The following is a 25,968-nucleotide window of genomic DNA, read 5'->3' on the forward strand; positions in this document are numbered from 1 at the left end:
TTTTTGCAAATTGTATTTATCTGGCGATCTTGAGATTGTGATAAGAAAACAGCAGATTTCTGAAGGGGTATGCTGTTTTCCCGACAATGGATTTTTTTACATTCAGTAACATGTTATTAGTGCCACGCCTATTAGATCAATAATTCGGATTCTCCACATTCAATCTCACCTTCAATCTCTGATAATTTAGTTTCAGCTAAAGTTCTTTACTTCTGATTTCGTACATTCCCATAAAAAAAGAAATAATACTCAATCATTTTTGATAAACTGCCTTCTTTTCTTTCAAAATTTCGTAGGTATTCTTAACTTCTTCAACGTCTTTTGATCTCAAATAAAAATTAACATTAGTTCGTGTCTAAAATCTAAAAGTTGATAATATAGGAGGAAGGACATCTTGCTTCATTTCGACTTCTTCTAAAAGGGTTCATTTCTGACTTCTTGTTTTGAGCTTCTTCAGTCTTTTTTTTCTTTATGGTTAAATACCATGAATTCAACTTAGATATTAAAACTTCATATGGAATCCTAACATAATTAAACATTATACTATGTTTCCTTCCCTCTCTTTCAAGTAAATCGGCTAAGTTTTGTATTTATTTATAATTAGTGTGATAACCTAAATGTAAATAAAAAAACGAAAAAAGGTGATCCCATGCCCGCTAACAATAAACCCAACAGCTTAATCACAGAGAAGTCACCTTACTTACTCCAACACGCCCATAACCCAGTGGACTGGTTCCCATGGGGAGAAGAAGCCTTTGAAAAAGCAAAACGCGAAAACAAGCCGGTTCTTATCAGCATCGGCTATTCGACTTGTCACTGGTGTCACGTAATGGCTCACGAGTCCTTTGAGGACGAAGAGATCGCCGGTATTTTAAATGATAAATTTATAGCCATCAAGGTTGATCGTGAGGAGCGGCCTGATGTCGATTCCGTGTATATGAGAATCTGCCAGCTGATGACGGGGCAGGGCGGGTGGCCGCTGAATGTGTTCGTCACACCTGATCAGAAGCCGTTTTATGCGGGGACGTATTTTCCGAAGACGAGCAAATTTAACCGCCCGGGTTTTATCGATGTGCTTGAACATCTGTCCGAAACGTTTGCGAATGATCGGCAGCATGTCGAGGATATCGCGGAAAACGCCGCCGCTCATCTTGAAGTCAAAGTTCATCCGACCGAGGGCATGCTTGGCGAACAAGCGGTACATGACACGTATCGCCAGCTGGCAGGCGGGTTTGATACGGTGTACGGCGGGTTCGGCCAGGCTCCGAAATTTCCAATGCCGCATATGCTCCTGTTTCTGCTTCGCTACTACAGCTATACGGGCAAGGAACAGGCATTGGCCGGCGTAACCAAGACACTCGACGGCATGGCGAACGGCGGTATTTTTGACCACATCGGGTTCGGATTTGCCCGATACTCGACTGATAATGAATGGCTCGTCCCGCATTTTGAGAAAATGCTGTATGACAACGCCCTTCTCCTCAGCGCTTATACAGAAGCCTATCAAGTCACGAACAATGAGCGCTACAAACAGATTGCGACGCAGATCGTAACGTTTATTCAGCGGGAAATGATGCATGAGGACGGCAGCTTTTTCTCAGCATTAGACGCCGATACAGAAGGCCGCGAGGGGAAATATTACATATGGTCTAAAAAAGAAATCATGAATCTGCTCGGTGACGAACTCGGCTCACTTTATTGCAAGGTGTATAACATCACAGAACAGGGCAATTTCGAAGGAGAAAACATTCCGAACCTCATTTTCACGCGGCGTGAGGCCATCCTTGAAGAGACCGGACTTACTGAACATGAGCTGACCGAACGCCTTGAAGGCGCACGAATAAAATTGCTGGAAGCGCGGGAAAACAGAAGCTATCCGCACACAGATGACAAGGTGCTGACCTCATGGAACGCGCTCATGATTGCCGGACTGGCAAAAGCCGCAAAGGTATTTCATGAGCCGGACTTTCTCGGCATGGCGGAAACAGCGATCCGTTTTCTCGAACGGCATCTCATACCGGACGGGCGCGTCATGGTCCGCTATCGTGAGGGCGAAGTTAAAAACAAAGGGTTTATCGATGACTACGCTTTTCTCATCTGGGCTTACCTTGAACTGTATGAAGCAGGTTTTAACCCGTCTTATTTGAAGAAAGCGAAAACGTTATGTACAAGCATGCTGGATCTGTTCTGGGATGAACAGCACGGAGGATTTTTCTTTACCGGGAATGATGCCGAGACCCTTCTTGTGAGAGAAAAAGAAGTCTACGACGGTGCCGTCCCTTCCGGAAACAGCGCGGCAGCCGTTCAGCTGCTTCGTCTCGGCCGCCTGACGGGTGATGTATCGCTGATTGAAAAAGCCGAAGCCATGTTTTCCGTTTTTAAACGGGAAATAGAGGCCTATCCGAGCAGCAGCGCTTTCTTCATGCAAAGCGTACTGGCGCACATAATGCCTCAAAAAGAAATCGTCGTTTTCGGAAGCAAAGATGACCCGGACAGAAAGCGGTTCATTGAAGCGCTTCAGGAGCATTTCACTCCCGCCTATACAATTCTCGCCGCGGAACATCCGGAAGAGCTTGCAGGCATTTCTGATTTTGCCGCGGGTTATGAAATGATTGACGGAAAAACGACGGTTTACATTTGTGAGAATTTCACCTGCCGCAGACCCACCACGGATATTGATGAAGCGATGAATGTATTACAAATCAGCAGCAGAGCCTAGGCGGCCTGCTGCTTTTCTTTTTTAACAAAACGGAATGCGAGCCATGCGAAGATCATATTGATCACCAGACTCGATATGCAATCATATATTTCATAGCCGCCGGCTGATGAAAATATCGATGGAATGGCGCCATAAACCGAATGATCCTCGGTGAGAAAGATAAATAAAAACATATTATTGGCAGCGTGGCCGCCCAGGGACAGCTCCAGACTGCCCGTTTTAATCGTGATAAAGGTCCAGATCACACCAATGGTGACATATCCGATTCCAGCCCAGAGAGCCCCATTTTCCATCTCCGGATTTCCGAAGTGAAGGACGCCGAATAATCCGCCGATGATGGCAGTCAGAACCACCGCGTTTGCCGTCAATTTTCCGGCGAACTGAAGCAGAAAACCCCGAAAGAGAAATTCCTCCGCAGAGGTTTGAATCGGCACCAAAAAGACGGCCGCCGCTAACAGCAGCAAAAAGCGCGAAGCATGGAATTCCTGAAGCGAGAATCGATCCGGGTGGATTAAAAAATCAACCAGCCCCGCAATAAACATCAGCAAAATATAAGTGCCGAATCCAAAGAAAATCCTCTTCCAGTTCAGCGACTGATTCGGTGTGATAATGGATAAAAACCGCCGTTTCATAATGAAACGAACCGCTATCCAAATGCCCGGAATCGCTATGAAGTAGACGATATGCTGTAAATAAATATCCGCCAGCGGGTCACCTAATGCCAACTCATCCCAGTTTATCGTCAATGACGGATTGAACTCGGATATGAGAAGCATATAAAATACGGTCAATATGCTTCCGAATAAGAACAAACCCACTATGACCAGCAGAGAAAGAAGATATCTCCATACACTATTTTTTCCCTCGGCGGGCCGTACAAAAGTATTCATATTTATGCATCAGCTTCCTTTCCTTCAACATTTTACAATAGAAACAGAAACAGATATAGGAAATTTCATATATTTTTAAGAAGAAAGCGCTATGCCGTTTCCTTCGGCTCTGGTTATTTACACTCTGTTTTTGCCAAAAAAAGACCTTTATAATGTATTTGTCAGATTAATTTACAGTGTTTTCTGATTACAATTGCCAAGTCAGGGGGTTTTTTATGAAACATCAGACATTCTCAAATGTAGCGAACCGTTTAGACCGTCTCCCCATTTCACGTGTGCACTATCAAGTATTAACCGCTCTCGGAATCATCTATTTTTTCGATCTCGCTGATCTGTTTACGCTCAGTAATGTGGCTCCGGCGCTGATTGAGCATTGGGGTGTAGAGCTGTCCACCATTGCTGACATTACGGCTGCATCCTTCTTGGGCATGTTTTTAGGCGCCTCCCTCGGCGGAAGGCTGTCCGATCGGATCGGCAGGAAAAAAGCGCTGAATTGTTTTGTCCTTATCTTTTCGATCTCATCTTTTCTGAATGCGCTGGCATGGGACATTCCTTCCTTAATGATTTTCAGATTTTTGACAGGGCTCGGCGTCGCAGCCGCCATGATTGTGACGAACAGCTACTTGGCGGAGTTCTTTCCATCCTCCGTACGGGGAAAATATATCTCCTTTTGCGCCATGATCGGAATGATCGGCGTTCCCGTCACAAACGTCGTATCCGCTTTTGTCATTCCTTTAGGCTCATGGGGATGGCGGCTCGTCTTTGTATGGGGCGCGGCCGGTCTCATTTATTTCTTTTTTATCCGCCGGCTTGAGGAATCCCCGCGCTGGCACGAAAATCGCGGTGATTATGACCAGGCAAACACCATTATGAATCGGCTTGAAATCCGTGTAGAAAAAGAAAAAGGCCCGCTCCCCGCACCGAAAGAAGCAGCAGAAGTACATGCCGTGAAGCACGCCGGCTACTTAGGGCTTTTTCAGGGCAGGAATCTAAAAATCACCATCATCCTTTCTGCGGTATGGATCCTTGAAACCTTTGGCTTTTACGGCTTTGCTTCATGGGTGCCAAGCCTGCTTAAAAGCCACGGCATCACCATGGAAAAAACACTGTGGTACAATGTGCTGCACTCTGTCGGGGCCCCGCTTGGCGCATTGCTCGGATCCATGATATCCGAAAGGTTCCAAAGGAAATGGATTCTGGCCGCAAGCGCTTTTCTGACTGCAGTCGCCGGTCTGCTGTACGGCATGACGTTTATTCCCGTCATGATTATTGTGTTTGGATTTGTCGTCAACGTCACAGAACGGATATTCACCTCAAATCTATACGCATACACATCGGAGCCGTATCCTACGGAATATCGCTCGGCAGGGAGCGGGCTGGCGTACGGGCTCGGCCGTTTTTCCAACATATTCGGCTCTTTGCTCGTCGGATTTATTGCCGTAAAGCTCGGCTACATCAGCGTCTTTTTGTTTATCGGCGGCTGCTGGCTTCTATGTTCCGTTCTGTTAATCCTCTTCGGCCCGAAAACAAATGCACAGCAAATTTAAACAATAAAACAGTGCGGACTCACTCCGCACTGTTACACTGTGATTTCTATCAAATTGCCTTCCCAATCCTCTATCACGCTCTCATAATATCCGTCACCCGTCACGCGCGGGCCGCTTACAACCTGAAATCCGTCATTTTTAAACGTCTCCGTCAGTTCATTCACCCGCTCCTTGCTGCCTGTAGAAAATGCGAGATGCGCCCACCCGGTCATATTCTGTGACGGCGTTTCCTCAATGCCGCCTTTTTTCATAATTTCCAGCCGGCATCCGGAGTCAAATGAAAGAAAATACGATTTGAAATCCTTTTTCTCATTATGATAAAGGTCATTGGCTTTTGCGCCAAAGTATTTCTCATAAAACTCTCTCATTCGTTCTAAATCTTTCACCCATATCGCCGCATGTTCAATTTTCATATGGCCGCCTCCTTTTTTTCTCAATCTATTTATAAGGCATGAAATCCATTTCAGCTCAAGTCTTTTTCCGCTGAAATTGATGCATAATTTGTTTTTTAGCGGTTTCTCCGTTCAAAAACAGCAAAAACGCTTCCTTTCCGACCCGTTCCAAATGAAGTTCCAAGGAAGGAATATTCAATGCCCGGCTGACGCTCACATTTCCCTCGCCGATGATCTCCACGTCCCATTTCTGTTCTTTCGCAAACTGGAACAAGCCGGCAGCCACGTCATCACTGTGCGCATAAATAGCCGTCGGCGGCTTGCTGAAACCCCGGAAGTGCTCACCAGCACGCTTTCCGTCGTCCATATTGTGGCATCCGATCAGAATGCGAGTTTCATCAAAAGAACCGAAAACTGCTTTATAGGCGTTTACCTTATCGGTCGTACTTGGGCTTTTTGCCGCTTCCCGCACACATGTAAAAGCAACGTCTCGATGCCCGCGGTTTTTCAAATACAAAAAGCTCTCTCTGTATGCCGCCTGTCTGTCATTATAAGCGCAGGGAATCGCTTGGTGCTGTGTATATTCACAGGCGACAATGGGGCCGTATTCAAGGTAAGGCACGGCTGTTTCCCATTCATTCGCGCGGGAGGTGACAATCAGTCCGTCAATCTTTTTCATTTTCAACAGTTCGAAATATGTAATCTCTATATCGGGGTCATAGTTGGTGGGGAGAAGAGTTGTCACGTAATCATGGGCAAACGCTTCCTTCGTGATACCGTTTACAATTTTGTCAAAGCAGGGATGATCACTGTACGGCAATATCACGCCGATCGTATTGGTCTTTCCGCGAATCAGATCAATGGCGGTTCGATTAGGCGTATAATCCAGCTCCTTCATCACTTGGTTCACAAGACGCCTTTTCTCCTCAGATACGTACGGATGGTTGTTTAGCACGCGTGATACGGTAGCCACCGACACATTCGCCAGTTTCGCAATCTCTTTTATATTTGCCATGTGCTCCTCCATTTTCGGTAATAAAAAAGCAGCAAGAGTGAATTTCTCTTACTGCTATCTCATCATAAATCCAGTGTCATTTCAACAGGGCAATGGTCCGAACCCATGATATCAGCACAAATGGCCGCCTGGGTGATCCGCTGCTTCAGCCTGTCTGAAACAATAACATAATCAAGCCGCCAGCCGATATTTTTCTCGCGTGCATTCGTCCTGTAAGACCACCAGGAATACGCGCCTTCCTGATCGGGATATAAATAGCGGAATGAGTCGGTAAATCCGGCATTCAGCAGTACACTGAACGCTGCCCGCTCCTGATCCGAGAAACCTGCGTTCTTTCGGTTGGCTTTTGGATTCTTCAAGTCTATCTCCCTGTGCGCAACATTCAAATCGCCGCATAATATCACGGGCTTCTTCTGATCAAGCTTTTGCAGATAATCCTTAAAATCCGCTTTCCACTGAAGACGGTAATCAATTCGCTCTAACCCGCGTTTGGCATTTGGCGTGTAACAGTTGACGACGAACACATTCTCACACTCAAGCGTGATCACCCGTCCTTCTTGATCATGGTCGTCAATTCCCAATCCATAAGACACTTGCAGCGGCTTTACTTTCGAAAAAACAGCCGTGCCTGAGTAGCCTTTTTTCACTGCATAGTTCCAATAGTCATGGTATCCTTCATGCTGCAATGATACTTGTCCGTCCTGTACTTTTGTTTCTTGCAGACAAAGAATATCGGCTTTCGTTTCCTGCAGGTAAGTATTGATATCTATTTTTTTCATCACGGCACGCAAGCCGTTTACATTCCAAGAAATCAGTTTCATATGTTCCCTCCCGCCCGGCTCAGCCGGTATTAACAATCTTACTTCAGTGTCTCAATGTTTCTGCCCTCTAGTGCCAGCAGCTGCTTTTTCATTTCTAAACCGCCTCTGAAACCAGTCAGTTTGCCGTTTTTCCCGATGACACGATGACATGGAACCGTAATCAACACCGGATTTGCCCCGATTGCGGCGCCCACGGCTCTTACGGCTGCCGGTTTCTGAATCATTTCTGCAATATCCGAATAAGAGTATGTCTCACCGTACGGTATGTCCATCAGCGCTTTCCATACAGCCAGCTGAAATTGTGTTCCGTAAAGATCCAGCGGCACTGAAAATGCTGATCTGCCGTTTTCGATGTACTCGGACAGCTCTGCCGTGTAAGGCGCCAGTTTTTCATCATCACGCGCCAAGCGGTGTTGAGGCATTGCTTTTCCTGCCCATCGCTCAAGCTCTTCAAAGTTTCCATGATTCGAACCTATAAAGCAAAGCCCCTTAGAAGTGGCGGCTGTATACAGGCTCCACTCATTCCGTGTGAAGAGTGTCCAATAGATCATCTTTTCTTTACTCATAGTGAACCTCTCCCCGTCCCTTTCCGGCAGTTTTTCTGTATGCTGTAGGCGAACTTCCCGTTCTCTTTTTAAAAAGAGTCGCGAAATGTGCTGTGTTTGGAATTCCGACAGTCAGAGCGATCTCCATAACTGTCTTATCAGTATGGAGTAAAAGGTGCGCCGCCTTCGTCAGTCTTTTTATCTGAATATACTCAATGGGAGACAGCCCACTGATTTTTTTAAATGTCCGCTGCAAATGATAGGGGCTGCCGTGACACATATCGGCCAGTACGCTCAGAGTCAGTGATTAGTGATAGTGGCTGTCAATATACTCGGTGATTTGCGCAATCCATTCTTCATCAGGAAGACGCAGACCGTTGGGACGGCACCTTTTACAAGGACGAAAATTTCTCTCCAGCGCTGCATCAGCTGTATCAAATACCAGCACGTTTTCCTTATTCGGAACTCTCGACTTACAAGAAGGCCGGCAGAAAATCCCCGTCGTTTTTACGGCATAATAAAATGTCCCATCATAGGAAGCATCATTGTAAATGATTGCATTCCACTTTTCATCTGTCAGGATATTTCTTTCCGTTTTCATCTCAGCCACCCCCTGTTTCTCAGTATAAACAAATCCATTACATAAGTACGCTTATTTGAATAGAGGAGCAAGATAACAAAGATAAGACCCAGAAGCATTTCTATGTTTCATGTGGAACATTTCGGAAGGGGATTGAGTGATATAAAAAAAGAGCAAGAGCCCGCGGGCTCTTGCTCTTTTCTTTCGGCTTACTCGCCAGTTACGTATGGAAGTAAAGCCATTTGACGTGCGCGTTTGATCGCGATAGTCAATTTACGTTGGTATTTCGCGTTTGTTCCAGTTACACGGCGAGGTAAGATTTTACCACGCTCAGAAACAAACTTTCTAAGAAGATCTACATCTTTGTAATCGATGTGCGTAATGCCGTTAGAAGTGAAGTAACAAACCTTACGGCGTTTCGCACGACCGCCTCTGCGTCCTCCTGCCATTGTCATTTCCCACCTTTCTTGTTATGAATATAGCGATAATCTATTAGAACGGAAGATCATCATCCGAGATGTCAATCGGCTTGCCGTCGTTGGCAAATGGATCATCATTAAAGCTGTTCCCTTGATTTCTTCTCTGGTTGTTCTGATTTCCGCCGAACGGATTATCATTTTGGCCTCCGCCAAAGTATTGGCCTCCGCCGCTGTTTCCTTCGTTGTATCCGCCTGAACCAGAACCGCCGCTGTTTTTAGGCTCAAGAAATTGAACACTTTCAGCTTGGACTTCTGTCACGAAGACACGCTGTCCCTGCTGATTTTCATAATTTCTTGTCTGAAGACGGCCGTCTACGCCGGCAAGGCTTCCTTTTTTAAGAAAGTTTGCAACGTTTTCGGCTTGTTTTCTCCAAGTGACACAATTAATGAAATCGGCTTCACGTTCTCCGGACTGGTTCGTGAATGTACGATTCACAGCTAGAGTAAACGTGGCGACAGCCGCACCGCTTGGCGTATAACGAAGCTCTGGGTCTTTTGTTAGTCTTCCGACTAATACAACTCGGTTAAGCATATGAAAGACCACCTTTTAACATTATATATTTCAAATTGCTTATTCTTCTTCTTTAACAACGATGTGGCGAATGATATCGTCACTGATCTTAGCTAAACGGTCGAATTCAGAAACCGCTGCAGCGTCAGACTGAACGTTTAAGATTTGGTAGAAACCGTCACGGAAATCGTTGATTTCGTAAGCAAGACGACGTTTACCCCAATCTTTTGTTCCAGTGATCTCCGCTCCGTTAGAAGTCAAAACGTTGTTGAAACGCTCGATAACTGCCTTCTTTGACTCTTCGTCAATGTTCGGACGGATAATGTACATAACTTCGTACTTTTTCATCTGTTTGCACCTCCTTTTGGTCTAAGCGGCCCTATAATGGGCAAGGAGCAATAATTCTATTACTCACAAGTTTATATTATACCAAAGCTCTTGTCCCTTTACAACTGTGTCCTATACATTAAATCGGAAATGAATGACATCTCCGTCTTGGACTACATATTCCTTACCTTCCAGACGCACTTTTCCGGCTTCTTTCGCTCCGGACATTCCGCCGCCTGCCAAAAGGTCTTCATAAGCAACCGTTTCAGCGCGGATAAAGCCGCGTTCAAAGTCTGTGTGGATGATACCCGCACACTCAGGAGCTTTCATGCCTTTTCTGAATGTCCAAGCGCGCACTTCCTGTTCCCCCGCCGTAAAGTATGTCGCAAGGCCGAGAAGAGAGTATGACGCTTTAATCAGCTGATCAAGACCTGATTCTTCGATGCCGAGCTCTTCAAGGAACATTTGCTTTTCTTCGCCTTCCAATTCAGCAATTTCAGACTCGATTTTTGCACAGACGACGATAACCTCGGCATTTTCCCCCGCGGCGTACTCATGGATTTTCGCAACGTATTCATTTCCTGAAGGATCAGCCACTTCGTCCTCGCTCACATTTGCCACATAAAGCACAGGTTTTGACGTAAGCAAATGAAGCTGCTTCACAAGCTTTTGCTGTTCTTGCGTAAATTCAACGGAACGGGCAGGCTTTTCTTGTTCGAAAGCTTCTTTTAATTTAGACAGAATGTCAAACTCAAAAACCGCTTCTTTGTCTTTTTGCTTCGCAAGCTTGCTTACCCGCGTGATGCGCTTTTCGACTGTCTCCATGTCGGCAAGAATCAATTCAAGATTGATCGTTTCAATATCATCAATCGGATCGACTTTCCCTGACACGTGCGTAATATTGTCATCAGCAAATGCGCGTACAACGTGGCAGATCGCATCTACCTGACGGATATGAGAAAGAAACTTATTTCCGAGTCCTTCACCTTTAGATGCGCCTTTTACGATCCCCGCGATATCAGTGAATTCAAACGCAGTCGGCACCGTTTTTTTCGGGTTTACCAATTCAGTCAGCTTTTGCAGACGTTCATCAGGCACTTCCACGATTCCCACGTTAGGGTCAATTGTACAGAACGGGTAGTTGGCTGATTCGGCACCAGCCTGGGTAATTGCATTAAACAACGTCGATTTTCCGACATTCGGCAAACCGACAATTCCAGCAGTTAAAGCCATTCTTTCATCTCCTCTATATCAAACCATCATCGTATAAACGTATTGTAAACCTAGAGCAATTATAAGGAGGTTCATAGGAAAAGACAAGCTGAGAAAAAAGCATTTCCCGCACTCTCTCTCCTTAGATTATCCTTTTTTAACCGCTACCAGACAGTCAAAAAGCGTACTTCCCATTCCATTATCGGAATTTGAATCCTTTGTGAGCATGTTGACGGAGCCTCCGAATGCCGACCACATGCCTTCATCTATATTCACCGTCTTGGGGTGAGCCTGCTTCATGATTTTCACCCTGCCGCGCAGACGCCCGCGGTCATTGTATACCTCTGCCGTATCTCCGTCCTGAAGGGCAAGCTCCTCGGCGATATCAGGCGACAGATCCACCTGAATCTGCTGAAGTTTTTCAATAAACGGCACGTGCTGTGAATGGTTAGAGCGCTGCGGGTGAATGGACAGCAGCGTATACGGATATTTCTCGGCCAGCGCGCCGTCGTGATAAACAGACTCCTCCGGCACTTCCAATTGAGGGAGACCGCTGTATCCTTTCTCTTCTGCCAACGACGAGATGAATTCAAATTTCCCGCTTGGGGTTAAAAATTGGAAATCATCCCACGGGACCTGTTTGACCGGGAGCGGCATATGGCCTTTTTCCTTTAATCGCTCAAGGGTGATCCCCTCTTCCTCCAAAGAAGAAAGCCCCATTTTCAAGAAATCTTCCGTACGATAATCAAACAGCTCTCCGAATCCGAGACGCTTTGCCAGCTCCGTCCAAATCCATCGGTCTGAATTCGCCTCCCCCTGCGGTTCCACAAGCTTTCTGCCATATTGCACATAGTGATGATACATGCTGGAGTAATAAATATCTTCCTCTTCGAAAACAGCGGCCGTCGGCAGCACATAATCACAGAGCTTTGCCGTATCGGTCATGATCGAATCAATAGCTACTGTAACCGGTGTTTTTTCGAACGCTTCCTTCACTTTTTTTGTATTCGGCACTTGTGTCAGCGGATTGCCGCACGTCACGATGATCATCTCAATCGGCGGGTCGGCTGCATTCAACGCTTCTTCGGCTTGAGTCATCATCGAAAACGTTCTTGCGTTTTTCTTCAGATCAGGACGGGTGAGTTCGGTTTTCGCAAAGCTTTCACCGACTTGCACATTTCCAAAGTTTGCGCCGCCGCCTTTAATACCGACATTTCCGCTCGCCGCCGCTAAAGCGTCAATCCAGCGTATCGTCCCGCCGCCGTTTTTATATCTCTGCATCCCAAGACCCATAAAAGTAGAAGCGGGACCGTCTGCATATAGATCAGCAAGATATTCAATCTCTTCTAAAGACGTTTCTGTTTTCTCAATGATCTCATCAAAAGAAATCGCGCGCAGCAGCTTTTCTATTTCTTCAAAACCAACTGAATGCTTTTGAATGAAATCGGCATCCGTTCTGCCGGTTTGGCATAATACTTTCAAAACACCGGCCGCAAGCCAGCCATCCATGCCGGGTTTGACGGATATATACCGGTCGGCAAGCTTTGCGGTCGGATTAAAAATAGGGTCGATGACCGTCAGTGTCGCCCCTTTTTTCTTCACCTGCTGCAAATGATGATAGAGGTGCATATTCGTCCGGGACACATTTCTGCCCCATACGATCACATGCTTGCTGTGATAAATATCAAGCGGTCCATGCCCGTAAGAGCGCCCGAAATCCCAGCGCTGCGCTTCAATTCCGGAACCCCAGCAAATACTTCCCGCAATCTCCGTCACACCGCCGTATCCATTGAAAAAACGCTGGTCGAGCGCCTTCAAAAGACCGTTATTTGCGTAGTCATGACTGTGCAGCACAGCGGCAGTGCCAAACGTTTCCTTAATCACCGCCATTTTTTCAGCAATTTCATCCAACGCCTGTTCCCAGGAAATACGGACAAATTCGCCGTCTATCTTTTTCAAAGGATAACGAAGCCGTTCCGGAGCATTCGTTTTCTTCTCCAGCATTCTGCCCCGGCCGCAAATTTTCCCTTCTGTAATAGGGTGATTCGGGTCTCCGTCTACTTTCGTCACCTTCCCATCTTCAACTGTCACCAAAAAGCCGCAGCTGTCCCAGCAATTCAGCGGGCACGCTGACTGATGCACTTTGCTCATCAGGCCTCTTCCTCTCCTCTATATGAAAAAGCATGAGCGCCAGCCTTTATGATGTAGGCTCCTCATGCTTGACGAGTACTTTTTTCAGCTTTCTCTCAAAATCTCTTCTCGGAATCATGACACTGTGGGAACACCCCGTACATTTGATCCGAATATCCATTCCCATCCGAATGATTTTCCACCTGTTTTCACCGCAAGGGTGCGGTTTCTTCATTTCAACAATATCATTCAGGCCAAAGTCTTTATCCGCCAAGACCCTTCACCTCTCTTCATAGACTGCTTTATTTATTGTACAAAAAAAGACAGGATAAGAGCAACGGCCGCACTCAAAATGAGCATTATACTTTTTTCCATCTTCCTAATATAGGGTAAAGAAGAAGACATACCAGCAAATAAAGACTTAATAGCCCGTAAATGGGATACAAAATGGCGATTAAATCTGAAAAGCCGATTGTCGTAAAAGGCACCATCACAGCTAAAAGAAGAAAGACGAGCATCCATCTCGGCAATTTCACAAATACAAGCATGCGGCTGGACAGTCCGAACAGACCGGTCACGGTTGTCGTATAGATTGCTAAAAAAAGTACCGCGGCCATACAAAGAAATAACGGGTAAGGAGCGCCTTCAAGGACGGCAAAGAGAGGAATCTCGTATTGTGTGAGACTGCCTGAAAGCTGCACAAGCGTTTCATTGTAAACAAAAGAAATCACACCAAAAATAAGCCCGCTTGCAATACTGGCGATTTTCGCTTCCCCAAGCCCTTTCATATCCTTTCCGACAGAAGAAAGAACCGCCACAACAGAAAGGATGTTTAATGACGTAAAGGTAATACTTGCCGGCCAATTAAATTGCCGGGTCAAATCTATCGTCCACGTGTAATGATGGGTTGTCTGAAAAAAGATCAATGCATATAAAAGCCCGGCTACAAGAATCGGTATCAAAATACTATTCAAAGATAATATTCCTTTTATATCCCAAAAGAATAAAAAGACGGTCACGATGCAAAAAAGAGAAATACCGATCCAAAACGGCAGCTTGTACATTTGCAGCGTCACACCGCCTCCGGCAATCATGACCGTCGTCGTTGAAAACAAATAAAACATAATAAGTACATCATAGATTTTGGCAAGAGCCGGCCCCATCAGATGCTCAAGCACAGGTAAAAAGTGCGTTGATTGAACACGATAGCTGATCTTCAACACTATATAAGCCGAAATGGTGAACATGACTGTAAACAATATAATAGCCAGTCCGCTTTCAACACCGAAAAACTGCCATATTTCCTGCCCGCTTGCATAACCGGCCCCAATCTGGCTGCTTAATATGAGCAGCATCCACCTCATCCCGGCTCTCCACACCCTTATCACCTCATAAAATTTCAGATAATCTCCGCATATTGCTACTATATTGAGTGACAGCGGCAATCATTCATACAAACGGGACAAATATGGTATGATAAAAATAATTGACTAATCAGAAAATTATTTTATGAAATTATTATAAGGAGCCCAAACTCATGTACATCAGGCGTTTAACCGCAAGTGATACTCAGCCCTATTCCAACATCAGACTCGAAGCTTTAAAGGATCACCCGGACGCTTTCGCCGTCAGCCATAATGAGGAGAAAGAATGGCTGCCCGAAAAATTCAAAGCCAGGATCGAAGCCGACAATGCCATCATGCTTGGCGCTTTTGAAAAAGACAGACTGATAGGAATCATTAAGATATCCAAGCAGCCTCTGTATAAACTAAGACACATTGCGATTATCGGTTCTATGTATGTTTCTCCCGAATACCGGGGGTCAGGCGCAGGAAAAGCGTTAATGACCAAAGCCATCAGCCAGGCAAAGAAGATGAAAGACACGGAACAGCTCCATCTCTCAGTTACTTCAACAAATGAACCCGGCAAAAAACTCTGCGCTCAATAGAATTCACCTACAGAAAAAGATCACACGGTCTTATATCTTTCATGAACTTAGAGAACAACAGCTCTAAGTTCTTTTTTCTATCCCGCTCTTTTCAAACAATCGGTATGCTGATCACTGCATAAGCATAAAAAAAGGCGGTGCTGGATATACTGTAAACAACCATACATCATCAAAAACATCAGTGTAATACTCGTATGACATGACAAGGAAGTGAACCCTATGAATCGAAAAGGCGGGCTTTTTTCTCAAGAACGGGCAAAACAATATGTGTCTCATACAGATTCTTCTGCCGCGAATCAAATACAAGCGATCCTTGCTTCATCTTTACGTAAAGCAGCCGGCCGACCGTTAGTCACCGTATGTATCGGTACAGATCGATCGACCGGAGATTCATTAGGTCCGCTCGTAGGAACAAAGTTAGAAAACATGAAATTAGGCAGGTTGCACGTTTACGGTACACTGTCAGATCCCGTTCACGCCGTAAATATGAAAGACAAACTGAAAGATATTCACCATATACATAAAAATCCGTTTATTATTGCGGTTGACGCTTGTTTAGGCCGCGTTAAAAGCGTAGGGTCATTTCAAATCGGCGATGGGCCGCTGAAACCCGGAGCTGGTGTTCAAAAAGACCTTCCTGAGATCGGTGACGTCCATATCAATGGAATCGTCAATGTCAGCGGGTTTATGGAGTATTTTGTTTTGCAGAATACGAGGCTCCATCTTGTTATGAGCATGGCGAATGTTTTAGCAGAGGGATTACAGCTGACAGATAAAACAGAAGGCCGCCAGGAACGGCTCAGTCCGTTTCATAAGCTGACAAGACGTATATAAAAAAACCATCTTTTTTTAAAAGATGGTTTTTACGCTTCTCTTTCAGACAAAAGCTCAAGGATACGTTCAAGGTCTTCATTTGAGAAAAACTCAATCTCAATTTTCCCCTTTTTCTTTTGTCTCTTAATATTGACTGTTGTTCCGAAGTAATTTTGCAAATACGATTCCCGCTCTTTTAACACAACATCTTGAACAGGTTCTTTTTTCTTTGTTTCACGTGGAACATTACTGTTTAATTGCTGAATGAGCTGCTCAAGCTGACGGACGTTAAGCTGTTCTTCAACCACTTTCTTCACAAGCGGTTCAAGCTTGTTTTTATTTTTCAAACCGAGCAGGGTTCTGCCGTGCCCCATGGATAACGTACCTTCTACAATGAGGTTCTGGATGCTTTCAGGAAGCGTCAGCAGTCTTAAATGGTTGGCAATATGAGGTCTGCTTTTCCCGAGCCGTTTAGCGAGCTGTTCCTGCGTAATATCCAAATGCTTCAGCAGTGAATCATATGCAAGAGCTTCTTCAAGCGGTGATAAATCTTCCCGCTGAAGGTTCTCCAATAGGGCGATTTCCCGCATCAACGATTCAGATAACTCCCGCACGATAGCCGGCACTGTCTCTTTACCGGCAAGTTTTGCGGCGCGATAACGGCGTTCGCCGGCTACAATATCGTAGCCCTTCAATGATTTTCTCACGATAATGGGCTGAAGAATGCCATGCTGAATGATGGATTCCTTCAGTTCAGCTAATGACTCATCATCAAATTGTTTTCTTGGCTGATAAGGATTGGGGCGTAAATCACTGATCTTAATCTCTTCCACTGTCTCTTCAGACAAATCAACTTGATTAAACAACGCATTAATCCCTTTTCCGAGCCCGCCTTTAGCCATTCGCTGCCACTTCCTTTGCTAAATCTAAATATACTTCCGCACCTCTCGAACGCGGATCGTATAATATGATCGGCTTGCCATGACTCGGCGCCTCACTTAAACGGACATTGCGAGGGATAATGGTTTGATACACTTTATCTCTAAAGTATTTCTTCACCTCTTCTATAACTTGAATACCGAGATTCGTTCTGGCATCAAGCATCGTCAGAAGCACTCCTTCTATCATTAAGTCTGTATTTAAATGTTTTTGCACAAGCCGAACTGTATTTAATAATTGACTCAATCCTTCAAGAGCGTAATATTCGCACTGAACCGGGATAACAACTGAATCTGACGCGGTAAGCGCATTAATCGTTAATAACCCGAGAGACGGAGGACAATCAATAATCATGTAATCGTAATTTTGTTTCACTGATTCTAATGCTCTTTTCAGCCTGACCTCTCTTGAAATCGTCGGAACCAATTCGATTTCCGCTCCCGCAAGCTGGATCGTGGCTGGAATGACATCTAAGTTCTCTACTGAAGTCGGTTTGATAATCTCTGTTACATCTGCGTCATCTACTAAAATATCGTACACACAATGATCCACATCGGCTTTTTCAATCCCTAATCCGCTCGTTGCGTTGCCCTGCGGATCAATATCAACAAGAAGAACCCTTTTACCTATGTAAGCTAAGCAAGCCCCCAGATTAACAGAAGTCGTTGTCTTCCCGACTCCGCCTTTTTGGTTCGTAATTGCTATGATTTTTCCCACGATGTCACCTACCTTCACATGAACATGTACTGTCTTGTTTCTATCTTATCAAAAAAAGAGTAAAGCGTTTTATTTTTTTCATAATTTGTTTATCAGCAAGTGAAAAAAATGTAAACGAAAAAGACACTTTCCCTTATAAGTTCTCCGATAAAGTGACTTTTTTGACTGTGAAAAGACAATATACGACGAAAAAATATAAATTTTTACATTTATAATGTATGGTGTACAATAAATCTATCATTATCCTAAAATAGTTTTTTGACTAAAATAAAAACTCCCCTGCTGATCAGGAGAGTTTTTATTTAGGTATCCGAATGGTAAGCTGAATGTACTCTTCGAATTCTTCTTCCTCAGTATTCAGTCTGACGCCGCTGTCTTCCACCATGGACAATGACTGGCGAATCGTATTCATTGCAATTCGTGTATCTCGGCTGAACGCTTTGCGTCTCGGCTTTGGTTTCTGCTTATTCTGTTCAAGCATTTTCACCACTCGGTCTTCCGTCTGCTTGACATTTAAGCTTTTCTCAATGATTTCCGCAAGCAAAGTGACCTGAAGCTCCGGCTGTTTGAGCGGGATCAGGGCCCTTGCATGGCGTTCCGTGATTTTTTTCTCCATAATCGCATCCTGAACGGGTTCCGGAAGCTTTAACAATCGGAGCTTGTTCGCAATCGTTGACTGGCCCTTTCCTAAACGCTGCGCCAAGGCTTCCTGTGTTAAATCATGAAGTTCTAACAGCCTTGCGTACGCATGAGCTTCCTCAATGGAGGACAATTCTTCCCTCTGCAGGTTTTCAATCAAAGCGACAGATGCCGTTTCCGTATCAGAGAAATCCTTTATAATTGCGGGAATCTTCTCCCATTCAAGCGTCTGTACCGCTCTCCAGCGCCTTTCACCCGCAATGAGCTCATATTGGCCTTCATCTTCTGTATGTCTGACAACAATCGGCTGAATGATGCCGTGTGTATGGATCGTCATTGCTAACTCTTTGATCTTTTCATCTGAGAAAATGGTGCGTGGCTGAAAACGGTTGGGAACGATAGCATGTACCGGTATCTCGAGTATCTCTTCTTTATTTGTATCATGCTCAGCTATCTCCGGTTCCTCTTCCTTCTCACCAAACCCGAAGAAACGAGAGAATGAATGCTTCATGTACCTACACCACCTTTAAAAACTGCCATTTTTATAATTCTATTTTCTCATGGTTTTTCCTGCTGTATCTTCATCAATTTTGCAGAAAATATGATGGAATTGTCACATCAGGCTGTCTAAATTACCCTTCAATTGGCGATTTATTTGGAGTACCCGGTTTTCTCGGATATTTTTTCGGAGTGCTTTTCATCTTGCGAATTAACATAATGTTCCGTTCACTTTCTTCAACGGGAAGTGTAAAGGAATGAACTTGTTCAAGCTCTCCTCCCAATACTTTAATCGCCTTTTGTCCCGCTTTCAATTCTTCATCAGCCGCTGCTGCTTTTAGAGCGGCAAATACGCCGTTTTTCTTGACCAGCGGCAGACAAAGCTCGCTCAGAACAGACAGACGCGCCACTGCACGGGCCGTCACGAGATCAAAGCTTTCCCGGACGTCCTTGCGCTGTCCGAACGTCTCTGCCCTGTCATGGACAAATGTCGTATGCTCTAATTGTAAAGCATCAGCGAGATTTTCCAAAAACGTAATCCGCTTATTCAGTGAATCGACGATGGTGACATGCAGATGCGGGAAGCAGATTTTGATGGGCAGGCTTGGAAAACCGGCACCGGCGCCGACGTCACAAAGAGTGGTGACCTTTTCAAAATCAATATAAAATGCCGCCGTAATCGAATCATAAAAATGCTTGAGATATACTTCCTTTTTCTCAGTGATAGACGTCAGATTCATCTTTTCGTTCCATTCCACGAGCATCTGGTAATACAACTCGAATTGCTCCAGCTGGCGGTCAGAAAGGGAAATCCCTTTCTCCGCTAAACTGGATGTAAATTCCTCTATATTCATGCCGTCATCCTTTCTATTCAGCTACCTTGGCAATACGGCCCTGCTCCAGGTATACCAGCAGGATTGAAATATCTGCCGGATTGACTCCGGAAATACGGGACGCTTGAGCAACTGATAAAGGACGCACTTCTTTCAGCTTTTGGCGGGCTTCAGTTGCAATTCCTTTAATGGCGTCATAATCAATCCGATCAGGGATTTTTTTGTTTTCCATTTTCTTCAGCTTCTCCACTTGCTGCAAGGATTTTTCGATATATCCTTCATATTTCACCTGAATTTCCACTTGTTCCGCCACATCTTGCGGAACCGGAGAATCAGCAGGTGCAAGTTTTGTCACTGTTTCATAGTTCATTTCCGGACGTTTCATTAAATCTGTGCCGCGCACTCCGTCTTTCAGCTCGCTTCCGCCGAGTGAACGGATATATTCCTGATTTTCAGGAGACGGCTTGATAATAACAGACCAGAGACGTTTTTTCTCAGCCTCAATCGCCGCTTTTTTCTTTTCAAACGCTTCATAGCGCTCATCAGAAATTAAGCCGATTTCATGGCCGATTTCCGTCAGACGAAGATCCGCATTATCATGGCGGAGCAGCAGTCTGTATTCCGCGCGTGAAGTCAGCAGACGGTATGGTTCATTGGTTCCTTTCGTTACCAAATCATCGATCAATACACCGATATACGCATCGGAACGGCTGAGGATCACCTCTTCTTTTCCAAGCGCTTTGCGGCCTGCGTTGATTCCCGCCATAATTCCTTGTCCGGCTGCTTCTTCATAACCTGATGTACCGTTAATTTGACCGGCCGTATACAGGTTAGGAATTTTTTTCGTCTCCAGTGTAGGCCAGAGCTGCGTCGGTACGATCGCGTCATACTCAATCGCATATCCGGCTCTCATCATTTGCACCTTTTCCAGTCCCGGAATGGTCGCCAGCATCCGCTGCTGTACGTCCTCAGGAAGGCTCGTGGATAAACCTTGAACGTATACTTCCTGCGTATTCCTGCCTTCCGGCTCAAGGAAAATCTGATGACGCGGTTTATCATTAAACCGAACGACTTTATCTTCAATAGAAGGGCAATATCTCGGCCCCGTTCCTTTAATCATACCGGAATACATTGGCGAACGATGCAGATTGCTGTCGATGATCTCATGAGTCTCAGGACTCGTGTAAGTCAGCCAGCAAGGCAGCTGATCGGTAATGTATTCAACCGTTTCATATGAGAAAGCGCGCGGAACCGGGTCCCCCGGCTGGATTTCTGTTTTGCTGTAATCAATGGAATCGCTTGATACGCGAGGAGGGGTTCCCGTTTTAAAACGAACGAGATCAAAACCGAGCTCCTCTAAGTGCTCAGAAAGTTTAATAGACGGCTGCTGGTTATTCGGACCGCTTGAGTAAGACAGATCACCAAGAATGATCCGCCCTCTTAAATACGTCCCCGTTGTCAGTACGACCGTTTTCGCCTTATATTCAGCACCGGTTTGCGTAATGACACCGCGGCACTCGCCGTCTTCAATGATTAAACGCTCGGCAATCCCTTGAAGAAGTGTCAAATTCGGTGTTTTTTCCAGCGTATGCTTCATTTCATGCTGATATTGGAATTTATCCGCCTGCGCTCGCAGCGCCCGTACGGCCGGACCTTTTCCTGTATTCAGCATTCTCATTTGAATATGAGTTTTATCTATATTTCTTGCCATTTCTCCGCCGAGCGCGTCAATTTCGCGGACGACAATCCCTTTCGCGGGGCCGCCGACAGACGGATTACATGGCATAAACGCAACCATATCAAGATTAATCGTCAAAACAAGCGTTTTAGCTCCCTGGCGCGCGGATGCGAGCGCAGCCTCAACACCGGCATGCCCGGCGCCGATGACAATCACGTCGTATTGGCCTGCTTCATACCCCATGGTTTTTTCCTCCCTTTTATTTACCTAAACAAAATTGTGAAAAGAGCTGATCAATTAAGCTTTCGTGGACGGCATCACCGATGATTTCGCCCAGCAGCTCCCAGCACCTTGTCAGATCAATTTGCACCATATCAATCGGAACATCCTGCTCAATTCCATTCAGTGCATCATCAATGGCTTGCTTTGCCTGATGCAGAATCGAGATATGACGGGTGTTGCTGACATATGTGAGGTCTCCGCTTTCGATCGCTCCTGTATAAAATAGCGACTGAATCGCTTCCTCTAAATCTTGAATGCCTTCTTCTTTCAGCAATGAGGTCGTGACGACGGGCCGGCCTTTTGCAAGCTCTTTGACGCGCTCAGCGTCAATCTTAGCCTCGAGATCTGTCTTATTCATAATGACAATGACGTCCATTCCCTCAACCGCTTCAAATAATTTCACATCTTCTTCAGAAAGCTCTTCGCTGTGGTTAAGCACAAGCAAAATGAGATCCGCTTCCTTCAGAACCTGGCGTGACCGTTCAACACCGATTCTTTCGACGATGTCTTCGGTCTCACGGATTCCGGCGGTATCGACAAGCCGGAGCGGCACGCCTCGGACATTGACATATTCCTCAATCACATCACGCGTCGTTCCCGGAATATCGGTTACGATCGCCTTCGTTTCATGGACAAGACTGTTAAGCAAAGAGGATTTCCCTACGTTCGGACGGCCGATGATGACGGTAGACAGTCCCTCGCGCAAAATTTTCCCCTGCTCAGACGTACGGAGCAGCGCCTCGATTTCTTTCTTCACACCGCTCGCCTTCTCCACTAAGAGCTGATGCGTCATTTCTTCGACGTCATCATATTCCGGATAATCTATATTAACCTCAACATGGGCAAGTGTTTCTAATAATTCATCACGAAGACGGCGGACAAGCGCAGAAAGCCGTCCTTCCATCTGATTCATGGCGACATTCATGGCACGGTCCGTTTTGGCCCTGATCAGATCCATCACCGCTTCCGCCTGTGACAGGTCAATCCGTCCGTTTAAAAATGCGCGCTTCGTAAACTCACCGGGTTCTGCCAGTCTCGCGCCTTCTCTTAAAGCAAGCTGGAGCACCTGATTAACCGTCACAATCCCTCCGTGACAGTTGATTTCGATGACATCTTCCCTTGTGAATGTTCTGGGCGCTCTTAAAACAGACACCATCACTTCCTCAATAATCCGTCCCGTAGTGCTGTCTGCAATATGCCCGTAATGAATGGTATGCGATTCTGCCGAACTGAGCGTTTTGCCTTTCGGACCCTTGTACATTTTGTCGGCAATTTTTACGGCTTCCGGCCCGCTCAGCCGAACGATCGCGATCGCGCCTTCACCCATCGGAGTTGAAATCGCTGCAATTGTATCCATGCTGTTCACCTCTCTTTATCTCTGTTTCCATCTATATAAAAAATTTTATTTACGCCAAAATTAAAAGATAACATAGTTTGGTTTGAAGTGGAAGATACGTTATCCACAAAGGCAGAAATTCATCCCTTATTACTTTAACTTATCCACATGTGAATAACAATTAATTTTATTTCCTAAAACCTTTTTTATCAACAGCATACACCGAAAAAGAAAAAACTTAAACGCCAAAAGTATGATTCTGCTTAGGAATAGAGCCAATTTTGCCAATAAAAAAACCGAAGTTCCGATTTTACCCGGACTTCGGTTTTCTGCTATCTTTATGGGAAATAACGAGATGGCGGTACCGGCCTTCACCGGTAGAAAAAGTTTTGATATTTGGATGCTTCGCCAGAGCGTCATGGATGATTTTTCTTTCACCAGACGGCATCGGTTCTAAATGCACATCTTTTTTCGTTTTCGATACCTGCTTGGCCAGCCTGTTTGCCAGCTGATCCAGAATTTCTCTTCTTTTCAGACGATAATTCTCAGCGTCGACAACGGCTTGGCGGTACTGGCCGGAGCCGCGGTTCAACACAAGCTGCGTCAATGTTTCCAGGGCATTGAGTGTTTGTCCTCTCTTACCAATGAGCAGCGCCGCTTTTTCACCCTTAATATGAAAACAAACTGTTTTTTTGTTTTCCTCCGTGACAATCTCGGAAGGCCCGGCAATGGTATTGATGATTTCTTCCAGATACGCTTTCGCTTCCTGAACGGAATTTTTTTTCTCTTTCAGTTCTACGATCGCATTCTTTTTTCCGAAAATACCCAAAAACCCTTTATATTCTTCCTGCACCACCGTTATTTCTACTTGATCTTTCGTCAGTTGAAGTTCCTGAAGGCCTGATTGAACTGCTTCTTCGACATTCCGTCCCGCAGCAGTCACCTTCTTCACTTTTTCTTTCCTCCCGCTTTCTGCGTTTCCGGATCGTGTTTAATGTCCGGTCCTTTAATAAGGAATGTCTGAGCAATCATAAACAAGTTTCCGACTACCCAATAAAGAGAAAGCGCGCTCGGGAAGTTGATCGCAAATACGATGATCATGATCGGCATAATCCATACCATCATTGCCATTTGAGGATTCTGAGAAGGATTTCCGGCCATCATCAGCTTCTGCTGGACAAAAGTGGCCACACCGGCAACGATAGGAAGAATATAGTAAGGATCTTTCTCGCCTAAATCAAACCATAAAAAGCTATGCTGTGAAATGGCTTGCGTACGCATAATAGCGTGGTAAAATCCGATCAAAATCGGCATTTGAATCAGGATCGGGAAACATCCCGCCAGCGGGTTTACCCCATGCTTTGAAAACAGGGCCATTGTTTCCTGCTGAAGCTTCTGCTGCGTTTTTTGATCTTTTGAGCTGTATTTTTCTCTAAGCTTCTGCATTTCGGGCTGCAGCGCCTGCATCGCTTTTGAGCTTCGAAGCTGTTTGATCATCAGCGGCAGAATCAGCAGACGGATTAAAATCGTAACGATGATGATCGATAAACCATAGTTATCGCCCGTCAGTTTCGCTACGTACGTAATGACTTCTGACAATGGATATACAACATATTTGTCCCAGAAATGCGGACTATTCGCCGTAATCGGCTCTTTTACACTCGAGCATCCGGCCAGCAGCACGAGCATACCGACCATACTCAGTAGTAACCATATTCTCCTTTTCAAGAACGTTTCCTCCTATACCATTCTTTATAAACCTTGTATGTATTTTAGCATCTTTCAGTTTTAAATGGCGGTCATTTTTCGCCAAACAAAAGGAAGCGCTTTTAAAAACGTGAAGAAAACAAAATATGAGCTATTTCGACGAAGATTTCTTATATAAAGAGGTTTTTCTGAATAAGTGCTGCAGACTTTTTTTCGTTTCTTCAATACTGAGTTCAGCTGCGGGTTTTCTAGCGATAATAATAAAATCTTTCGGCTTGAGAAGCTCTTTTTCCTCCTGGATCGCCTGCCTGATTAAACGCTTCACCCGGTTGCGCACGACGGCATTGCCGATTTTTTTGCTGACAGAAAGCCCTACCCGGAGCTCTTTCTGCTGCGGCTGATCAAGGGTATACAGCACGAACTGGCGGTTTGCCATAGACGTTCCGCGTTTAAACACTTTTTGAAAATCTTCATTTTTCTTTAACCGATTTCGCTTCTTCACTTTGATTCACTCCGATATTCACTCGCAGAAACTTTTATTTCTATCTAAAAAAAACGGGCCGCCGGAAAACTGAAGAAATTTCTCCAGTTCCGGGCGACGCGTGATCTCTTTTCTCATAATGTGAAAAAAGACCACTGACATTATTCAGTGGCCTAAGCTGATAATACTTTTCTGCCTTTGCGGCGACGGCGTGCTAATACTAGACGACCGTTTTTTGAACTCATACGGCTTCTGAAGCCATGAACTTTACTGCGTTTACGGTTATTCGGTTGGAATGTTCTTTTCATTTATGACACCTCCCTCGAGGAATAGCTGTTAAAGACAGTCTTACTTATTATATTTGTGCTGCCTATTCATTGTCAACTTCAGCAGTGCTTTTATTTCTTACAACCATAATAGGATAACATACCTTAACCAGTTTAGAAACCTTAATTTTCATATTCCTTTTTTTAGCGCAAAAAAAAGGCCCCGGCCTCTGAAAAAAACGGCATGTGGATAATTTTTTGGTCGTTTTTTAATATCCACAATCGTTATCGACAACATTTTCACATTGCTAACCCCTGTGGACAAAGATTTTTCAACAAGTTGTCAGGTTTGTGGATAAGATTACGAGAACCGTTGCAAGTCCTCGCTTAATTTGATATTATATTTGTGTTTTAACTCTTAATTACTTATCCAGCCTATTCTCTTTATCCACAAAGTGTGGATAAGTTGTGGATTGTTTCCACACAGCTTGTGTAGATTGTTGTCCACAACTTGTGGAATTTGTCGAAAAGCTATTTTTCTACTATACTATATGTTTTCAACATTTCGTGTGTACGAATGGTCAGAGCCATATGCTCTTTTTTTGTGTTCTATAACAGGAAAAGATCGCTGATTTTAAAAGAAAAGGAGGGCTGTGCCGGATA

Annotated in this window: 26 protein-coding genes and 1 pseudogene; 4 read left to right on the forward strand and 23 right to left on the reverse strand. The window is 45.0% G+C overall.

Features of this window, described 5'->3' with window-relative positions; genetic code table 11:
- Nucleotides 1–649 precede the first annotated feature (649 nt).
- Nucleotides 650–2,719 carry a thioredoxin domain-containing protein gene (locus tag ACW5MY_RS19485; RefSeq protein WP_289394054.1) on the forward strand — a complete coding sequence of 690 codons (2,070 nt, stop codon included), beginning with the start codon at nt 650–652 and terminating at the stop codon, nt 2,717–2,719.
- Here ACW5MY_RS19485 and ACW5MY_RS19490 read toward each other — a convergent pair.
- Nucleotides 2,716–3,609 carry a CPBP family intramembrane glutamic endopeptidase gene (locus ACW5MY_RS19490; RefSeq protein ID WP_289394055.1) on the reverse strand — a complete coding sequence of 298 codons (894 nt, stop codon included), beginning with the start codon at nt 3,607–3,609 and terminating at the stop codon, nt 2,716–2,718. The genes ACW5MY_RS19485 and ACW5MY_RS19490 overlap by 4 nt on opposite strands.
- Before the next feature lie 215 nt (nt 3,610–3,824).
- Here ACW5MY_RS19490 and ACW5MY_RS19495 point away from each other — a divergent pair, with 215 nt between their 5' ends.
- Entirely contained in the window at nt 3,825–5,156 is a 1,332-nt protein-coding gene (locus tag ACW5MY_RS19495; protein ID WP_289394056.1) for an MFS transporter, read from the forward strand.
- Nucleotides 5,157–5,188: 32 nt separating this feature from the next.
- Here the strand turns inward: ACW5MY_RS19495 and ACW5MY_RS19500 are convergent, their stop codons facing one another.
- The 12 genes and pseudogenes from ACW5MY_RS19500 to ACW5MY_RS19555 form a co-directional block, all read right to left on the reverse strand.
- Nucleotides 5,189–5,569 (reverse strand): VOC family protein, encoded by a 381-nt coding sequence (locus tag ACW5MY_RS19500; protein WP_289394057.1) that lies wholly within the window; start codon nt 5,567–5,569, stop codon nt 5,189–5,191.
- A gap of 55 nt (nt 5,570–5,624) precedes the next feature.
- On the reverse strand, nt 5,625–6,563 hold the full coding sequence (locus ACW5MY_RS19505) for a LacI family DNA-binding transcriptional regulator (RefSeq protein WP_289394058.1): 939 nt from the start codon (nt 6,561–6,563) through the stop codon (nt 5,625–5,627).
- Nucleotides 6,564–6,625: 62 nt separating this feature from the next.
- Nucleotides 6,626–7,384 (reverse strand): exodeoxyribonuclease III, encoded by a 759-nt coding sequence (xth, locus tag ACW5MY_RS19510; protein ID WP_289394059.1) that lies wholly within the window; start codon nt 7,382–7,384, stop codon nt 6,626–6,628.
- A gap of 38 nt (nt 7,385–7,422) precedes the next feature.
- On the reverse strand, nt 7,423–7,950 hold the full coding sequence (locus ACW5MY_RS19515) for a methylated-DNA--[protein]-cysteine S-methyltransferase (protein WP_289394060.1): 528 nt from the start codon (nt 7,948–7,950) through the stop codon (nt 7,423–7,425).
- Nucleotides 7,943–8,530 (reverse strand): annotated as a pseudogene (locus ACW5MY_RS19520) (bifunctional transcriptional activator/DNA repair enzyme AdaA). The gene ACW5MY_RS19515 and the pseudogene ACW5MY_RS19520 overlap by 8 nt, the downstream one beginning before the upstream one ends.
- A gap of 188 nt (nt 8,531–8,718) precedes the next feature.
- The gene (gene rpsR / locus ACW5MY_RS19525; protein WP_004392983.1) at nt 8,719–8,958 is read right to left on the reverse strand and encodes a 30S ribosomal protein S18; all 240 of its coding nucleotides are present in this window, start codon (nt 8,956–8,958) and stop codon (nt 8,719–8,721) included.
- A gap of 43 nt (nt 8,959–9,001) precedes the next feature.
- Complete coding sequence (gene ssbA / locus ACW5MY_RS19530; RefSeq protein WP_013354263.1) at nt 9,002–9,520, reverse strand: single-stranded DNA-binding protein SsbA; 519 nt, start codon at nt 9,518–9,520, stop codon at nt 9,002–9,004.
- 39 nt (nt 9,521–9,559) lie between these two features.
- The gene (rpsF, locus tag ACW5MY_RS19535; protein WP_013354264.1) at nt 9,560–9,847 is read right to left on the reverse strand and encodes a 30S ribosomal protein S6; all 288 of its coding nucleotides are present in this window, start codon (nt 9,845–9,847) and stop codon (nt 9,560–9,562) included.
- A gap of 111 nt (nt 9,848–9,958) precedes the next feature.
- Nucleotides 9,959–11,059 carry a redox-regulated ATPase YchF gene (gene ychF, locus ACW5MY_RS19540; RefSeq protein WP_289394061.1) on the reverse strand — a complete coding sequence of 367 codons (1,101 nt, stop codon included), beginning with the start codon at nt 11,057–11,059 and terminating at the stop codon, nt 9,959–9,961.
- A gap of 126 nt (nt 11,060–11,185) precedes the next feature.
- Entirely contained in the window at nt 11,186–13,189 is a 2,004-nt protein-coding gene (locus ACW5MY_RS19545) for a molybdopterin-dependent oxidoreductase (RefSeq protein ID WP_289394062.1), read from the reverse strand.
- A gap of 46 nt (nt 13,190–13,235) precedes the next feature.
- Nucleotides 13,236–13,442 carry a DUF951 domain-containing protein gene (locus ACW5MY_RS19550; RefSeq protein WP_004392973.1) on the reverse strand — a complete coding sequence of 69 codons (207 nt, stop codon included), beginning with the start codon at nt 13,440–13,442 and terminating at the stop codon, nt 13,236–13,238.
- Between the two features lie 85 nt (nt 13,443–13,527).
- A complete protein-coding gene (locus ACW5MY_RS19555) occupies nt 13,528–14,532 on the reverse strand; it encodes a YkvI family membrane protein (RefSeq protein WP_041481692.1) in 1,005 nt (334 codons plus the stop codon).
- 173 nt (nt 14,533–14,705) lie between these two features.
- Between ACW5MY_RS19555 and ACW5MY_RS19560 the strand changes: the two genes are divergently transcribed.
- Nucleotides 14,706–15,116 carry a GNAT family N-acetyltransferase gene (locus ACW5MY_RS19560; protein WP_013354268.1) on the forward strand — a complete coding sequence of 137 codons (411 nt, stop codon included), beginning with the start codon at nt 14,706–14,708 and terminating at the stop codon, nt 15,114–15,116.
- 219 nt (nt 15,117–15,335) lie between these two features.
- The gene (gene yyaC / locus ACW5MY_RS19565; RefSeq protein ID WP_013354269.1) at nt 15,336–15,950 is read left to right on the forward strand and encodes a spore protease YyaC; all 615 of its coding nucleotides are present in this window, start codon (nt 15,336–15,338) and stop codon (nt 15,948–15,950) included.
- A gap of 29 nt (nt 15,951–15,979) precedes the next feature.
- On the opposite strand, the gene ACW5MY_RS19570 is transcribed toward yyaC, so the two are convergent.
- The 10 genes from ACW5MY_RS19570 to rpmH form a co-directional block, all read right to left on the reverse strand.
- Nucleotides 15,980–16,831 (reverse strand): ParB/RepB/Spo0J family partition protein, encoded by an 852-nt coding sequence (locus tag ACW5MY_RS19570; RefSeq protein WP_013354270.1) that lies wholly within the window; start codon nt 16,829–16,831, stop codon nt 15,980–15,982.
- On the reverse strand, nt 16,824–17,585 hold the full coding sequence (soj, locus tag ACW5MY_RS19575) for a sporulation initiation inhibitor protein Soj (protein ID WP_004392964.1): 762 nt from the start codon (nt 17,583–17,585) through the stop codon (nt 16,824–16,826). Before soj ends, ACW5MY_RS19570 begins: the two co-directional genes overlap by 8 nt.
- Nucleotides 17,586–17,883: 298 nt before the next feature.
- Nucleotides 17,884–18,735: a nucleoid occlusion protein gene (noc, locus tag ACW5MY_RS19580; RefSeq protein ID WP_007615083.1), complete on the reverse strand. Its 852-nt coding sequence runs from the start codon at nt 18,733–18,735 to the stop codon at nt 17,884–17,886.
- A gap of 121 nt (nt 18,736–18,856) precedes the next feature.
- Nucleotides 18,857–19,576 carry a 16S rRNA (guanine(527)-N(7))-methyltransferase RsmG gene (gene rsmG / locus ACW5MY_RS19585; protein WP_013354272.1) on the reverse strand — a complete coding sequence of 240 codons (720 nt, stop codon included), beginning with the start codon at nt 19,574–19,576 and terminating at the stop codon, nt 18,857–18,859.
- A 13-nt stretch (nt 19,577–19,589) separates the two neighbouring features.
- A complete protein-coding gene (gene mnmG / locus ACW5MY_RS19590; protein WP_004392959.1) occupies nt 19,590–21,476 on the reverse strand; it encodes a tRNA uridine-5-carboxymethylaminomethyl(34) synthesis enzyme MnmG in 1,887 nt (628 codons plus the stop codon).
- A gap of 16 nt (nt 21,477–21,492) precedes the next feature.
- On the reverse strand, nt 21,493–22,872 hold the full coding sequence (gene mnmE, locus ACW5MY_RS19595) for a tRNA uridine-5-carboxymethylaminomethyl(34) synthesis GTPase MnmE (RefSeq protein WP_007409903.1): 1,380 nt from the start codon (nt 22,870–22,872) through the stop codon (nt 21,493–21,495).
- Between the two features lie 289 nt (nt 22,873–23,161).
- Nucleotides 23,162–23,803, reverse strand: coding sequence for an RNA-binding cell elongation regulator Jag/EloR (gene jag / locus ACW5MY_RS19600; RefSeq protein WP_013354273.1), 642 nt, complete (start codon nt 23,801–23,803; stop codon nt 23,162–23,164).
- Nucleotides 23,800–24,549 (reverse strand): YidC family membrane integrase SpoIIIJ, encoded by a 750-nt coding sequence (gene spoIIIJ / locus ACW5MY_RS19605; protein ID WP_014471334.1) that lies wholly within the window; start codon nt 24,547–24,549, stop codon nt 23,800–23,802. Before spoIIIJ ends, jag begins: the two co-directional genes overlap by 4 nt.
- 160 nt (nt 24,550–24,709) lie before the next feature.
- Nucleotides 24,710–25,060 (reverse strand): ribonuclease P protein component, encoded by a 351-nt coding sequence (gene rnpA, locus ACW5MY_RS19610; RefSeq protein WP_013354275.1) that lies wholly within the window; start codon nt 25,058–25,060, stop codon nt 24,710–24,712.
- Nucleotides 25,061–25,212: 152 nt separating this feature from the next.
- The gene (gene rpmH / locus ACW5MY_RS19615; protein WP_003178075.1) at nt 25,213–25,347 is read right to left on the reverse strand and encodes a 50S ribosomal protein L34; all 135 of its coding nucleotides are present in this window, start codon (nt 25,345–25,347) and stop codon (nt 25,213–25,215) included.
- Nucleotides 25,348–25,968: the final 621 nt, after the last annotated feature.

The sequence above is a fragment of the Bacillus sp. Bwzl_19 genome, assembly GCF_054900515.1.

Coding starts and splice junctions, on each gene's coding strand:
- rpsR (WP_004392983.1), bottom strand. CDS start 8,958: ATGGCAGGAGGACGCAGAGGCGGTCGTGCGAAACGCCGTAAGGTTTGT.
- yyaC (WP_013354269.1), top strand. CDS start 15,336: ATGAATCGAAAAGGCGGGCTTTTTTCTCAAGAACGGGCAAAACAATAT.
- rpmH (WP_003178075.1), bottom strand. CDS start 25,347: ATGAAAAGAACATTCCAACCGAATAACCGTAAACGCAGTAAAGTTCAT.
- rsmG (WP_013354272.1), bottom strand. CDS start 19,576: ATGAATATAGAGGAATTTACATCCAGTTTAGCGGAGAAAGGGATTTCC.
- ACW5MY_RS19485 (WP_289394054.1), top strand. CDS start 650: ATGCCCGCTAACAATAAACCCAACAGCTTAATCACAGAGAAGTCACCT.
- noc (WP_007615083.1), bottom strand. CDS start 18,735: ATGAAGCATTCATTCTCTCGTTTCTTCGGGTTTGGTGAGAAGGAAGAG.
- ACW5MY_RS19495 (WP_289394056.1), top strand. CDS start 3,825: ATGAAACATCAGACATTCTCAAATGTAGCGAACCGTTTAGACCGTCTC.
- ychF (WP_289394061.1), bottom strand. CDS start 11,059: ATGGCTTTAACTGCTGGAATTGTCGGTTTGCCGAATGTCGGAAAATCG.
- ACW5MY_RS19490 (WP_289394055.1), bottom strand. CDS start 3,609: ATGAATACTTTTGTACGGCCCGCCGAGGGAAAAAATAGTGTATGGAGA.
- ACW5MY_RS19500 (WP_289394057.1), bottom strand. CDS start 5,569: ATGAAAATTGAACATGCGGCGATATGGGTGAAAGATTTAGAACGAATG.
- rpsF (WP_013354264.1), bottom strand. CDS start 9,847: ATGAAAAAGTACGAAGTTATGTACATTATCCGTCCGAACATTGACGAA.
- ACW5MY_RS19560 (WP_013354268.1), top strand. CDS start 14,706: ATGTACATCAGGCGTTTAACCGCAAGTGATACTCAGCCCTATTCCAAC.
- mnmE (WP_007409903.1), bottom strand. CDS start 22,872: ATGGATACAATTGCAGCGATTTCAACTCCGATGGGTGAAGGCGCGATC.
- ssbA (WP_013354263.1), bottom strand. CDS start 9,520: ATGCTTAACCGAGTTGTATTAGTCGGAAGACTAACAAAAGACCCAGAG.
- xth (WP_289394059.1), bottom strand. CDS start 7,384: ATGAAACTGATTTCTTGGAATGTAAACGGCTTGCGTGCCGTGATGAAA.
- ACW5MY_RS19545 (WP_289394062.1), bottom strand. CDS start 13,189: ATGAGCAAAGTGCATCAGTCAGCGTGCCCGCTGAATTGCTGGGACAGC.
- ACW5MY_RS19505 (WP_289394058.1), bottom strand. CDS start 6,563: ATGGCAAATATAAAAGAGATTGCGAAACTGGCGAATGTGTCGGTGGCT.
- spoIIIJ (WP_014471334.1), bottom strand. CDS start 24,549: ATGGTCGGTATGCTCGTGCTGCTGGCCGGATGCTCGAGTGTAAAAGAG.
- ACW5MY_RS19555 (WP_041481692.1), bottom strand. CDS start 14,532: ATGAGGTGGATGCTGCTCATATTAAGCAGCCAGATTGGGGCCGGTTAT.
- ACW5MY_RS19570 (WP_013354270.1), bottom strand. CDS start 16,831: ATGGCTAAAGGCGGGCTCGGAAAAGGGATTAATGCGTTGTTTAATCAA.
- mnmG (WP_004392959.1), bottom strand. CDS start 21,476: ATGGGGTATGAAGCAGGCCAATACGACGTGATTGTCATCGGCGCCGGG.
- ACW5MY_RS19515 (WP_289394060.1), bottom strand. CDS start 7,950: ATGAGTAAAGAAAAGATGATCTATTGGACACTCTTCACACGGAATGAG.